The 12,292-nt window shown below is 71.7% G+C and carries 10 protein-coding genes; 4 read left to right on the top strand and 6 right to left on the bottom strand.

Features of this window, described 5'->3' with window-relative positions; translation table 11 throughout:
- Positions 1–77 precede the first annotated feature (77 nt).
- From OG904_RS10805 to OG904_RS10795, 3 genes are read left to right on the top strand one after another with little or no spacing between them, the layout of a single operon-like run.
- Complete coding sequence (locus tag OG904_RS10805; protein ID WP_405489753.1) at positions 78–1,373, top strand: PspC domain-containing protein; 1,296 nt, start codon at positions 78–80, stop codon at positions 1,371–1,373.
- The gene (locus OG904_RS10800) at positions 1,370–2,065 is read left to right on the top strand and encodes a LuxR C-terminal-related transcriptional regulator (RefSeq protein WP_405489751.1); all 696 of its coding nucleotides are present in this window, start codon (positions 1,370–1,372) and stop codon (positions 2,063–2,065) included. The genes OG904_RS10805 and OG904_RS10800 overlap by 4 nt, the downstream gene beginning before the upstream one ends.
- A 60-nt stretch (positions 2,066–2,125) precedes the next feature.
- Positions 2,126–3,238, top strand: a complete 1,113-nt coding sequence (locus OG904_RS10795; RefSeq protein ID WP_405489749.1) for an alpha/beta hydrolase — start codon at positions 2,126–2,128, stop codon at positions 3,236–3,238.
- A 43-nt stretch (positions 3,239–3,281) separates the two neighbouring features.
- Here OG904_RS10795 and OG904_RS10790 read toward each other — a convergent pair whose 3' ends face one another.
- The 5 genes from OG904_RS10790 to OG904_RS10770 all read right to left on the bottom strand — a co-directional run bounded on the left by OG904_RS10790 (position 3,282) and on the right by OG904_RS10770 (position 7,753).
- Positions 3,282–4,334 carry an NlpC/P60 family protein gene (locus OG904_RS10790; protein WP_405489747.1) on the bottom strand — a complete coding sequence of 351 codons (1,053 nt, stop codon included), beginning with the start codon at positions 4,332–4,334 and terminating at the stop codon, positions 3,282–3,284.
- 140 nt (positions 4,335–4,474) lie between these two features.
- Positions 4,475–4,828 (bottom strand): hypothetical protein, encoded by a 354-nt coding sequence (locus OG904_RS10785; protein WP_405489745.1) that lies wholly within the window; start codon positions 4,826–4,828, stop codon positions 4,475–4,477.
- A 69-nt stretch (positions 4,829–4,897) separates the two neighbouring features.
- Entirely contained in the window at positions 4,898–5,557 is a 660-nt protein-coding gene (locus tag OG904_RS10780; protein WP_405489743.1) for a class F sortase, read from the bottom strand.
- Positions 5,558–5,818: 261 nt separating this feature from the next.
- Positions 5,819–6,349, bottom strand: a complete 531-nt coding sequence (locus tag OG904_RS10775) for a hypothetical protein (RefSeq protein ID WP_405489741.1) — start codon at positions 6,347–6,349, stop codon at positions 5,819–5,821.
- Between the two features lie 339 nt (positions 6,350–6,688).
- Entirely contained in the window at positions 6,689–7,753 is a 1,065-nt protein-coding gene (locus OG904_RS10770; protein ID WP_405489739.1) for an NlpC/P60 family protein, read from the bottom strand.
- 147 nt (positions 7,754–7,900) lie between these two features.
- Here OG904_RS10770 and pcrA point away from each other — a divergent pair, with 147 nt between their 5' ends.
- On the top strand, positions 7,901–10,435 hold the full coding sequence (gene pcrA, locus OG904_RS10765; protein ID WP_405489737.1) for a DNA helicase PcrA: 2,535 nt from the start codon (positions 7,901–7,903) through the stop codon (positions 10,433–10,435).
- A gap of 106 nt (positions 10,436–10,541) precedes the next feature.
- Here the strand turns inward: pcrA and OG904_RS10760 are convergent, their stop codons facing one another.
- On the bottom strand, positions 10,542–12,212 hold the full coding sequence (locus tag OG904_RS10760; RefSeq protein ID WP_405489735.1) for a peptidoglycan DD-metalloendopeptidase family protein: 1,671 nt from the start codon (positions 12,210–12,212) through the stop codon (positions 10,542–10,544).
- Positions 12,213–12,292 lie beyond the last annotated feature (80 nt).

Below are 12,292 nucleotides of genomic sequence, written 5' to 3'. Positions count from 1 at the left end.
AACCCTGATATCCCCCCGAGAGAACTGGGGGGCTGCCCTGATGCCCCGGGCACCGCACACGTGTGACCATCGGTGGCATGCCCGTAGCAGCCGCCCCCCGCACGCCGTACGCACCTGACTCCGACGAGACGCCGCAGCGCAAGCTCTACCGCAGCGCCGACGGCCGGATGCTCGGCGGAGTCGCGCGCGGCCTCGCCGGGCACCTGGGCCTGCCCGTCGTCTGGGTCCGGCTCGCCTTCCTCGGCCTGTTCATGTGGGGAGACGGCCTCGGCGTCCTGCTCTACGCCGCGTTCTGGGTCTTCGTACCGCTCGGCGTCGGCGGCCGCAGCGGCCACCGCTCCTACTTCGACACCCTGCCCGACGGCACCCGCCGCCTGCGCAAGCCCGAGCGGGGCCAGATCACCGCCCTGATCGCGCTCTGCGTCGGCGCCGGCATCTTCATCTCCAAGGTCCAGGTCGGCGGCGCCTCCGGGCGGTACGTGTGGCCGACCCTGCTCGTCGGGGCCGGCGTGGTCCTCGTCTGGCGCCAGGCCGACAACGCCCGCCGCGCCCACTGGAACGCCGCCGCCGGCCGGCACGGCCGGCTGCTGCAGGCCGCCCGCGCGCTCGCGGGCGTCGCCCTGGTCGGCGTGGGCCTGACCGTCTTCATAGTGGTCCGTGGCTCCGCCGCCCAGCTGGGCAACGTCCTGACCGCCACCCTCGCCGTCCTCGTCGGAGTGGCCCTCCTCGCCGGCCCCTGGCTGATCCGGATGACCCAGGACCTCTCCGAGGAGCGCCTGATGCGCATCCGCGCCCAGGAGCGCGCCGAGGTCGCCGCCCACGTCCACGACTCCGTCCTGCACACCCTCACCCTGATCCAGCGCAACGCCGAGGACGTCGGAGAGGTGCGCCGCCTCGCGCGGGCCCAGGAGCGGGAGCTGCGCAACTGGCTGTACAAGCCGGAGGGCACCGGCAAGGACGAGGACGAGGAGCCGACGACCCTGGCCGAGGCCGTGAAGAAGACCGCCGCCGACGTCGAGGACCACCACGGGGTCCAGATCGAGGTGGTCGTCGTCGGCGACTGCCCCCTCGACGAGAAGCTGGCGGCGCAGATGCAGGCCGCGCGCGAAGCGATGGTCAATGCCGCCAAGTACGGTGGCGAGGGCGGCCCCGTCCGGGTGTACGCCGAGGTGGAGGGGCAGACGGTGTTCGTGTCCGTACGGGACCGCGGACCGGGCTTCGACATGGACGCGGTACCGGACGACCGCATGGGCGTACGAGAATCGATCATCGGCCGGATGCAGCGCAACGGCGGGACCGCGCGACTGCGGTCCGTGCCGGGCGACGGCACGGAAGTCGAGCTGGAGATGGAGAGGGCGGCGAAGGCAGCATGACCGAGGACAACGCGAGCACCGGCGGCGTGACCAGGAGGGTCCGGGTGGTGCTCGTCGACGACCACCGGATGTTCCGCACGGGCGTCCAGGCCGAGATCGGCGAGACCGACCGGACCGGGGTCGAGGTCGTCGGTGAAGCCGCCGACGTGGACCAGGCCGTCACCGTCATCACCGCCACCCGCCCCGAGGTGGTGCTCCTCGACGTGCACCTGCCCGGCGGCGGCGGCGTCGAGGTACTGCGCCGCTGCGCCCCGCTGATGGGGGCCGCCGAGGACCCGGTCCGCTTCCTGGCGCTGTCGGTGTCGGACGCCGCCGAGGACGTCATCGGGGTCATCCGCGGCGGCGCGCGCGGCTACGTCACCAAGACGATCACCGGCACCGACCTGGTGGACTCGGTCTTCCGCGTGCAGGACGGGGACGCCGTGTTCTCGCCGCGGCTGGCGGGCTTCGTGCTCGACGCCTTCGCCTCGACGGACGCCCCGCCGGTGGACGAGGACCTGGACCGCCTCACCCAGCGCGAGCGCGAGGTGCTGCGGCTGATCGCCCGCGGGTACGCGTACAAGGAGATCGCCAAGCAGCTGTTCATCTCCGTCAAGACGGTGGAATCCCACGTCTCGGCCGTCCTGCGCAAGCTCCAGCTGTCCAACCGCCACGAGCTCACCCGCTGGGCGACGGCCCGCCGCCTGGTGTGATCCACACCGCAGGCGTCCCGGGCAACCGGGGCGCCGCGCGCGGCCCTCTTCGTTCCCGTGATGAGCTTGACGGGGACCCCCCTTTTCGTGACGGCGGTGGCGCTGACCTTGATCGCCGTCCTCCTCCCGCTGCTGCTGTGGAGCCGGGCGCGCGGGCCGGCCCCCGTACGCGTCGCCACCCGTGCCTCGATGGTGGTCTTCGCCCAGGCCACCGCCATCGCGCTGGTGTTCATCGGGGTCAACCGGGACATGACCTTCTACGCGTCCTGGGGGGACCTGTTCGGCACCGGCAAGTACGTCAACTCCGCCCCCGACCTGGGTCCGGACGGACTCGGCGGGAAGAAGGCCGAGCAGCTCAAGGAAGCACCGAAGGTCCAGCAGCCCTTCGAACCGGTCGACGGCCTCGGCGGCCGGGTCAAGAAGACCGAGCTCGACGGAAAGATCTCCGGGGTCAAGGGCGACGTCCTGGTGTGGCTGCCGCCGCAGTACGACGACCCGGCCTACAAGGACAAGAAGTTCCCCGTGGTCGAGCTGATCCCCGGCATACCGGGCACGGGCAAGTCCTGGTTCCAGGGACTCAAGGCGCACGAGGTCCTGGAGCCGCTGATGAAGAGCGGCAAGGTCCAGCCGTTCATCCTGGTCTCGCCGCGCGCCATGCTGCTCGGCAACGCCGACACCGGCTGCGCCAACCTGCCCGGCAAGGTCAACGCGGACAGCTGGTTCAGCGTGGACGTCCGCAAGATGGTCACCGACAACTTCCGGGCCTCGGACGAGGCCCGCACCTGGGGCGTTGCCGGATACTCGGCGGGCGCCTACTGCGCCACCAAGCTGGCGATCGCCCACCCCGACCGCTACAGCGCGGCCGTCTCCCTGTCGGGCTACAACGACCCGGGTCAGGAGCCCTCCTCGCTGGTCGCCAAGGACCCCCAGCTGCGCGTCGCGCACAACCTGAAGAACCTGCTCAAGGCGGCCCCGAAACCGCCCGCGGTCTCCCTGTGGATCTCGGGAGCCGACCAGGACGGCTACCTGTCCGGCATGGACCTCAAGGCCCTCGCGCAGAGCCCGACCCAGGTGCACGCGGAGAAGGTCGTAGGCGGCCACAACCTCGACTCGTGGTCGAAGCAGCTGCCGCAGACCTTCGACTGGCTGAGCAAGACGGTCAAGGCGCCGTAGCGGCGGGGCGGGGGCGGGGGGCGGTTGGCCGCGGGCGCGGCGGTCATGCCGGTCGCGAAGCCCCGGCCCAGGGCATGGAGTCCACCGGGGCGATGCGGACCGTGGAGCCGGGGCGGGGGGCGTGGATCATCTGGCCGTTGCCGATGTACATGCCGACGTGGCTCACACCGGAGTAGAAGAACACCAGGTCACCGGGGGCCAGCTGATCGCGGGAGACCCGCTGTCCCGCGTTGATCTGGGTGTAGGTGGTGCGCGGCAGAGACACACCGGCCGCGCGCCAGGCCGCCTGGGTCAGGCCCGAGCAGTCGAACGAGCCCGGTCCCGTCGCGCCCCACACGTACGGCTTGCCGATCGCCCCGTACGCGAAGGCCACCGCGCGGGCGGCGCGCGAGCCGTCGGAGGGCGGCGGGCTCTGGTTCGCGGAGCCGGTGGGGGCGCTGCCGCCGGAGTGGGCCTCGTAGGCCGCCCGCTCCTCGGCGGTCAGCCTGGCCAGCAGCCGCTGGGCGGCGGTCAGCTTCTCCTCGATCTCGGCCTTGTGGCCGGCGAGTTCGCCCTGCCGGGCACGCAGTTCGGCGAGGCGTCCGGCGGCCTGCTCCTTGAGGTGCCCGACCTCGTCGAGCTTGCGGCGCACGGAGGAGACCTCGGCGGCGTTGCGGGTGCCGGCCCGGGTGATGAGGGCCGCGCGGTCCAGGTACTCCTGCGGATCGTCGGACATCGCCAGCTGGACGGCGGCGCCCAGGGTGCCGCTGCGGTACTGGGTCGCGGCCAGCGAACCGAGCGCGCTGCGGGCGGTGTTGAGCTGGTCGGTCTTGCGGGCGGTCTCGTCCTGCAGGCCGTCGAGGGCCCGCTGGGCCTCGTCGGCCTTCTCCTTCGCCCCGTTGTACCGGTCGGTCGCGGCCTCGGCGTCCTCGTAGAGCCGGTCCATCTCCGCCTTGACCTGGGAGGGCGTCGGCTGGGGATCGGCCTGGGAAGTGCCTTCGAACGCGGTCGCGGTGGCAGCGCCCGCGAGGGCGAGGGTGGCGGCGGTGGTGCGTACGGTGCTCCGTGCCGTGCCGCCGGTGAGCGGGCGCTGCCTGGGCTTTCGATGACTGGCCACGAGGGCCTCACGTCCTTCCTCTGTCGTTGCCTGGAGGAGGACGCTAGACCCGAAGGTAACGGGAAGATGACGGGATGATCGCAAGTGGCCGGACGTGACCGGACCTGGCCGCTCGAGGGTCACCCGATGGCCGTCCGGTGTCAGTGCCAGAGAACGGCGATGAAGATATTGACCATGGTCAGCCCGCCGACCGCCCCGAACAGCGCCTTCTCCACCCGCTCCTCGTCACGCTTGACATAGACGATCGCCAGGACCACGAAGAGGATCGCGAGCTTCACGCCGATCTTGATGTTGTTGACGGTGCCGCCGTCCATCTCGCGGAAGCCGACGAGCAGTACACCGGTGACGAGCATGGTCAGCGCGCCGTGCAGCATCGCGGGCACGAAGCGGGCGGTGCCGGCGCCCATCGCCTTCATCTGGGTCAGGAAACCGCCGAGGAGCGAGGCGATCCCGATGATGTGCAGGCCGAGGAAGACGTTGATCAGTACGTTCATGGCGACGAGCGTAGGTGCGGCCCCGACGCGGCACGGCGCCGGGGCGGCGCGCTTCTCTCCACAGGCCTGCTATCCGCGGATTTCCGTCAGGCGGGCGAAGACGACGACGTTGCCGTCGTACCCCGTCTTCTTCGAGTAGCCGCCGCCGCAGGTGATCACCCGGAGCTCCGGGGTGCCCTTGGGGCCGTAGACGCGTTCGGCCGGAAAGTCCTTCTTTCCGACGACCTCGATGCCGTACACCGTGAACACGGCGGTACGGCCGTCCTGCCGGTCCACCTCGACGTGCTGGCCCTGTTTGACCGAGCCGAGGTCGTAGAAGACGGCCGGCCCCTGCCCGTTGTCCACGTGGCCGTCGATCAACGTCGTGCCCCGGGTGCCCGGGGCCGGGGAGCCGTCGTACCAGCCGGCCAGGTTCCGGTCCTGCGGTGGCGGGGCGTCCAGCCAGCCCTCGGCATCGAGACCGACCCCGGTGACGGGGGCGTCGATCCGCACGGAGGGCACCCGGATCCGGGTCGGCGGGGAGGGCTTCAGCGGCTGCGGGGCCGGGGGGAGGCGGCGGGCCGCCTCGTCGTGGGCCGGGTCGCTGACCAGCGTGGCGGCCTGCGCGGGCTGGGGCGGACCGCCGTTCAGGTCGAGGCCGTTGGAGAGGAGGAACGTACCGCTCAGCGCGACGACGGCGACGACGCCCCAGCCGCCGCGCGGCTTCGGACGCTCCTGGGGGCGGGGCATGATGCGCTCTCCTTCCGTGGTGCGGGGGGTGCTGGGGGTGTGGGGGTGCTGGGGGTACTGGGGATGCGGCGTCCTGCGCCCGCGGTCACTGGACCGGGCCCGTCCGGTCGCCAGGGGCGGGTCGGACGGGCCCGGTGGTCGGGGACTCGCGGTCACTGACCGGGTCGGGGACTCGCGGTCACTGACCGGGTCGGGGACTCGCGGTCACAGAACGGGGTCGGGGGACTCGCGGTCAGGGGCCCCGAGTCGGGGGACCCGGGGTCAGGCGTTGCCGCCGGACCGGCGGCGCATCAGGACCACGCCACCGCCGAGCGCACCGGCCAGCAGCGCGGAACCGGCGGCGATCTCGGTGCTGTCCAGGCCGCCCGCGCCGCCGCCGAGGCCGGCCTTGACGCCCTTGGAGGGAGTGGTCGTACCCGTGCCGGTGCCGGTACCGGTCGAGTGGCCCGCGACCGTGAGGGTGGTCGTGCCCTTCTCGCCCTTGCAGTCGAAGGTGACCTGGTACTGGGCGCCCGGCTTGGCGTCCGCGTCGACCTTGGCGGTGGCGGACTTGCCCTCGTTGAGCTCGACCGCGTCGAAGATGCCGGAGGAGACCTTGACCAGCGGCTCCTGGCAACCGGTGGCGTTCAGGGTGACGGTCCCGCCGGGGGCGACCGTGGCGGGGGAGACGGTGAAACCGAACGACGTGACGTTGGGCGTGGTCCCGCCGTCGTTGGCCGAGGCCATCGGCGCGGCGAGCGCCAAGGCGGCGGTGGACAGCAGGGCTACGGACGCGACACGTATCGCACGCATGGTGAATCCTCCGGGTCCCCGAGGTGCAGCCGCGAACCATTTGTCCGCAAAAGGCAGGAAATGCTCCTCGATGTGCTCGACGCTAGGCCCGATTGGCGGAACCGGCGACTCGGGCCGCACGAACGGACCAACGCCAGGGGTGAGTTGACGAGCGCCGCGCCAACTCGCCTGATACGGAGGGTGAGCGCCACGCCGGACCGGCCCGCCGCACGCTGGCGCTGAGTGACGGACACGCCGACGGAGGCGCAGGCGGACACGCCGACGGAGGCGCAGGCGGACACGCATACGGAGGCGCAGGCGTCGGAGGCACCGCCGGACCGCCCGCGGACGCCGACCGGCTCAGCCGGGCCGGACGCTCCCGTAGATCGGCTGGTAGTAGATCGAGTCCTCGCGTACGTACGCACCCGGCCGCGGCGCGTGGATCATGCGGCCGCCCCCGATGTAGATCCCGACGTGACTGATGTCCTTGTAGAAGAAGACCAGGTCGCCCGGGCGCAGCTGCTTCGTCGCGATCCGCGGTGCCGCCTCCACCTGGTCCCACGTGGTGCGGGGCAGCGTGACCCCCGCCGCGCGCCAGGCGGCCTGGGTCAGGCCGGAGCAGTCGTACGAGCTCGGGCCGATCGCGCCCCAGACGTACGGCTTCCCGAGCTGGGCCCGCGCGAAGGCCACGGCCCTGGCCCCGGCGGCCGACGCGGGGGCGTCCGAGGGCAGCGGGCCCGAACCGGCCGGGGATCCGCCGGCCAGCGCCCGCTCCCGGTCCGCCCGGGTGAGCTGCGACAGCAGGGCGTTCGCCTCGGCGAGCCGGTCCTGCACCTCTTGCTTGCGCCCGCGCAGCTCCTCCTGCGCCCGCTCCAGGTCCGCGGCCACCACGGCCGCCTCGCGCCGCTCGCGGCCCGTCTCCGCCCTGGCCCGGGTGTACTCGTTGAGCAGCGCGTCCTCGCGGCCGCCGAGCCGGTTGAGCAGGTGCGTCTGCGCGAAGAAGGCCTGCGGATCGTCGCTGAGCAGCAAGGTCGCGGTCCCGCCGAGGGGACCGGCGCCGCGGTAGCGGTCGGCGGCGTAGCTGCCGAGCAGTCGCCGGGCCTCGTTCAGCTTCTGGGTGGTCCCGGCGATCTGGTCCATGAGCGCCGACAGCAGGGCCCGCTGCTTCGCGGTCCGCTCGGCCGCGGCGTCGTAGGCCTGGGTGGCCGTGCCCGCCTGCCGGTGCAGTTCGTCCACGCGGGCCCGTACCTCCTCCACCGTGGGGCGGGGGGCGGGCGCGGCCGCGGCCTGGTGGGGGAGGAGCAGGCCCAGCGAGGACAGGGCGGCGGTCGTGATCACCGCGGTGGGGGCGTTCGGATGTCTTCGGGTGCGCGGCTTGCGGTGGTGGGGGGAGGAGTGGGACGAGGGGAATCCGTACGGGTACACGGGCCGGCACCTCCTTCCGGTTGGCGAAGCACACTAGCGGTGGAGGGGGAGTCCCGGAAGGGGCTGCGCGGGGTTCGCAGCGCATGTGCAACCGAATTTCCGGGGGCGGGACCGGCTGTCGGTCCCGCCCCCTAGACTCGGAAGGCGATGAGCAGCCTCTTTGACGACAGCTTCCTGGCCGACCTCTCCCCCTCCGAAGAGGTCCCCCCGCCGCCCGAGGATCACGCCGCCCCCGAGTCGGGCGCGGACGATCTGTTCGGGGGCCGGTTCGACGCGCCCATGAGCGGGGACGCGTACTACCGGGACGGCGCCCCCAGGCCCGTCATCGACCCGGCGGCGCTCCTGGACGGGCTGAACGCGGAGCAGCGCGCCGCCGTGGTGCACGCGGGATCACCGCTGCTCATCGTGGCCGGCGCCGGATCCGGCAAGACGCGCGTGCTGACGCACCGCATCGGCCACCTGCTGGGCGCTCGCGGGGTCCACCCCGGCCAGATCCTGGCGATCACCTTCACCAACAAGGCCGCCGGCGAGATGAAGGAGCGCGTCGAGGGCCTGGTCGGCCCGCGCGCGAACGCCATGTGGGTCTCCACCTTCCACAGCGCGTGCGTGCGCATCCTGCGCCGCGAGTCCAAGCGGCTCGGTTTCACCTCCTCGTTCTCGATCTACGACGCGGCCGACTCGAAGCGCCTGATGGCGCTCGTCTGCCGCGACCTGGACCTGGACCCGAAGAAGTTCCCGCCGAAGGCCTTCAGCGCCAAGATCTCGAACCTGAAGAACGAGCTCATCGACGAGGACGCCTTCGCCGGACAGGCGGCCGACGGCTTCGAGAAGACCCTCGCCCAGGCGTACGCGATGTACCAGGGGCGGCTGCGCGAGGCCAACGCGCTCGACTTCGACGACATCATCATGACCACCGTCCACCTGCTCCAGGCCTTCCCGGAGGTCGCCGAGCACTACCGGCGCCGCTTCCGGCACGTGCTGGTCGACGAGTACCAGGACACCAACCACGCCCAGTACACGCTCGTGCGCGAACTGGTCGGCACCGGGTACCCGGACCTGCCGCCCGCCGAGCTGTGCGTCGTGGGTGACGCCGACCAGTCGATCTACGCCTTCCGCGGCGCGACCATCCGCAACATCCTCCAGTTCGAGGAGGACTACGCGGACGCCACCACGATCCTGCTGGAGCAGAACTACCGCTCCACGCAGACGATCCTGTCCGCCGCCAACGCCGTCATCGAGCGCAACGAGAACCGCCGCGCGAAGAACCTGTGGACCGAGGCCGGCAGTGGCGCCGTCATCACGGGCTACGTCGCGGACACCGAGCACGACGAGGCGCAGTTCATCGCCGACGAGATCGACCGGCTGACGGACGCGGGCGACGCGAAGGCGGGCGACGTCGCGATCTTCTACCGGACGAACGCGCAGTCCCGCGTGTTCGAGGAGATCTTCATCCGGGTCGGACTGCCCTACAAGGTCGTCGGCGGCGTCCGGTTCTACGAGCGCAAGGAGGTCCGCGACGTCCTCGCGTACCTGCGCGTGCTGTCGAATCCCGAGGACAACGTTCCGCTGAGGCGAATTCTGAACGTGCCCAAGCGCGGCATCGGAGAGCGCGCCGAAGCGATGATCGACGCCCTCGCGATGCGCGAGAAGATCACCTTCCCGCAGGCGCTGCGCCGGGTCGACGAGGCGTTCGGCATGGCCGCCCGCTCGACCAATGCCGTCAAGCGCTTCAACGTGCTGATGGAGGAGCTCCGCACGATCGTGGACTCGGGTGCCGGGCCGGCGGTGGTGCTGGAGGCGGTCCTGGAGCGCACGGGCTACCTCGCCGAACTCCAGGCGTCCACCGACCCGCAGGACGAGACGCGGATCGAGAACCTGCAGGAGCTCGCCGCCGTGGCGCTCGAGTTCGAGCAGGCCCGGGAAGCGGCGGCGGCGGAAGCCGCTTCGAACGGCGCCCCGCCGGTGGGCCCCGGCACGCTCTCGGAGTTCCTGGAGCAGGTCGCGCTGGTCGCCGACTCCGACCAGATCCCGGACGAGGACACCGACGGCAACGGCGTCATCACCCTCATGACCCTGCACACCGCCAAGGGCCTCGAGTTCCCGGTGGTCTTCCTGACCGGCATGGAGGACGGGGTCTTCCCGCACATGCGCGCGCTGGGCCAGACCAAGGAGCTGGAGGAGGAGCGCCGCCTCGCCTACGTCGGCATCACGCGGGCGCGCGAGCGGCTGTACCTGACCCGCTCCTCGATGCGCAGCGCGTGGGGCACCCCCTCGTACAACCCGCCGTCGCGGTTCCTCGAGGAGATCCCGGCCGAGTACCTGCAGTGGAAGCGGACGGGCGCGGCGCAGAAGCCGGCGGGCCCGATGCGCGGCTCGGGCTCGGGCTCGGGGTACGGGTCTTCGGGCTCGGGCGGATCGAAGGCCTCGTTCGGCACCTCGCCGGAGTCGTTCCTGTCCTCGTCGCGTACGAAGTCGGGCCCGTCCGGGTTCGCGACGCGGCGGGCCGCCGACAAGCCGGTCATCGCGCTGGTGGTCGGGGACCGGGTCACGCACGACCAGTTCGGGCTGGGCACCGTCATGGAGGTCAGGGGAGCGGGCGCGGACGCGCAGGCCACCATCGACTTCGGGGACGAGAAGCCGAAGCGGCTGCTGCTGCGGTACGCGCCGGTGCAGAAGCTCTAGGACGGCGCGGGCGGGCGGTCTGTGGGCCGGGCGGGCGGCCTGTGGGCCGGCCCGCCGGGGCCGTCACCGGGGCCGTCACCGGGGCCGGTCCCGTGGGGGCAGTGGCTCAGTTCGGGTCCAGGTCGTGGCTGCGCAGCCAGGCCTGGGGGTCGATCGGAGCGCCGCCGCCGGGACGCACCTCGAAGTGGAGGTGCGGGCCGGTGGAGTTGCCGGTGTCGCCGGAGTACGCGATCACGTCGCCGGCCTTGACCTTGCCGGAGCGGATCTTGGCGCTGCTGAGGTGGCAGTACCAGGTCTCGGTGCCGTCGGGCGCGGTGAGTATCACCATGTTGCCGTAGGCGCTGTTGAACTGGCTGCGCACGGTGCCGTCGGTGGCGGCCATGACCGAAGTCCCGTAGCCCACCGGGAAGTCGATGCCGGTGTGGACGGACATCCAGTTGACGCCCGCCTGGCCGAAACCGGCGCTGAGGCCGTGGCGCGCGACGGGGAGGGCGAACTTGGGGCGGGCCGCTTCCTTGGCCGCCTCCTCCGCCTCTTTCTTCTTCTTCTCCTCGTCCTGGCGCAGGCGCAGGTCGATGCGCTCCTGGGTCCGGCTCGCGCGGTCCGCGAAGTCTCCGGCGTCGGCGCTGAGGGCGGTGAGCTGGGTGTCGAGCTTGCTGTTCGCGGCGACCGGCTTGATGGACGCCGGGTCGGGGGCGGCCAGCGTGGTGGTCTCCCCGGACGGCTTCTCCGCACCGGTGAGCCCGCCCACGGAGGCGGCGGCGACACCCGCGACGCCCATCACGCAGACGGAGGGCACGGCCACGGTCAGCAGCGCGGAACGCTTGGCGGGGGTACGGCGGCGGCTGTTGGCACCGGCCTTGGCGGTACTCGCCTTGGCGACGGGCTTGGAGCCGGCGCGGCGCGAGGGGCGCGGCTCGGACGGCGCGGCGGGGGTGACGGGCATGGCCTGGGTGGGGAGATCGTGCACCCGGGCGGCGTCGTGACCGGACTCGTCGGCGTCGGCGTCGTAGTCGTATTCGCCTGCAGAGGCGTCAGAGGCGTCAGAGGCGTCGGACGCGTTGGCATCGGGGACGCGGAACTCGAAGACGGCGGTCTCGGTGTAGCCCGACGTGTCCGGGGCCGAGGCCGGGGTTTCGGTCTGCGGGTACGGCTCGTACGCGTACTGCTGCTGGGTCTGCGTCTGCTGCTGCTCGTAACCGGTGTACGCGTAGGCCGGCTCGGAAGCGGTGTTCCAGGCGGTGGCGTCGTAGGTGCCGGTCTCGGCCCCGTAGCCCGGGACCGACCAGTGGCCGGTCTGTTCCGAGGCGTTGTCGTAGCCGAAGGCGGTGGACTGGTAGTCCGTGGAGAAGCCGCCCTGGGTGGGGACGGTCGAGAGGTACCCGTCGTAGCCGTCGAGGGGCTGCTGGGGGTAGCTGTTCTGCGGGGTGGTCCAGGCCGTGGTGTCGTACGCGCCGGTGTCGTAGGAACCGGAACCGGAACCGGAAGCGGAACCGGCACCATAGGCACCGTAGTTGTAGCCCTGGCCCTGCGTTTCATAGGACACGAACGCAGAATCACCGGCGAAAGTGGTGGTGGAAAGGCCGTCATACCCGAAATCCGGGTACGGGCCCGACGAGGGGCGGTCGTTCACCAACTTCTCTTTCGCCTCGGCAGCGGGGGGCCTGGGTGGCCGAGGAACCTGAGGTCCTCGGAGGAGAGCAGTGGCGTGACTGTACCCGCCGGTTACTCGCAACGACAATCTTCCGAGGGCCATGACCTCGGGGGAACCGGGCATTCGGCCGTCTTTCGGCCGTCCGGAGACCCGCCTTTGGCCTTGAGTTCGAAATGCGTTCGACTGGAGTCGAGTACCCGGTC

It is taken from the genome of Streptomyces sp. NBC_00096 (assembly GCF_045041305.1).
Taxonomy (GTDB): Bacteria; Actinomycetota; Actinomycetes; order Streptomycetales; family Streptomycetaceae; genus Streptomyces.
This window is presented reverse-complemented; position numbering and strand designations above follow the sequence as displayed.

Bases quoted from the DNA above. Each gene is read 5' to 3' on its own strand.
- OG904_RS10805 (WP_405489753.1), top strand. From the start codon at position 78: ATGCCCGTAGCAGCCGCCCCCCGCACGCCGTACGCACCTGACTCCGAC.
- OG904_RS10800 (WP_405489751.1), top strand. From the start codon at position 1,370: ATGACCGAGGACAACGCGAGCACCGGCGGCGTGACCAGGAGGGTCCGG.
- OG904_RS10795 (WP_405489749.1), top strand. From the start codon at position 2,126: ATGAGCTTGACGGGGACCCCCCTTTTCGTGACGGCGGTGGCGCTGACC.
- OG904_RS10785 (WP_405489745.1), bottom strand. From the start codon at position 4,828: ATGAACGTACTGATCAACGTCTTCCTCGGCCTGCACATCATCGGGATC.
- OG904_RS10780 (WP_405489743.1), bottom strand. From the start codon at position 5,557: ATGCCCCGCCCCCAGGAGCGTCCGAAGCCGCGCGGCGGCTGGGGCGTC.
- OG904_RS10775 (WP_405489741.1), bottom strand. From the start codon at position 6,349: ATGCGTGCGATACGTGTCGCGTCCGTAGCCCTGCTGTCCACCGCCGCC.
- pcrA (WP_405489737.1), top strand. From the start codon at position 7,901: ATGAGCAGCCTCTTTGACGACAGCTTCCTGGCCGACCTCTCCCCCTCC.
- OG904_RS10760 (WP_405489735.1), bottom strand. From the start codon at position 12,212: ATGCCCGGTTCCCCCGAGGTCATGGCCCTCGGAAGATTGTCGTTGCGA.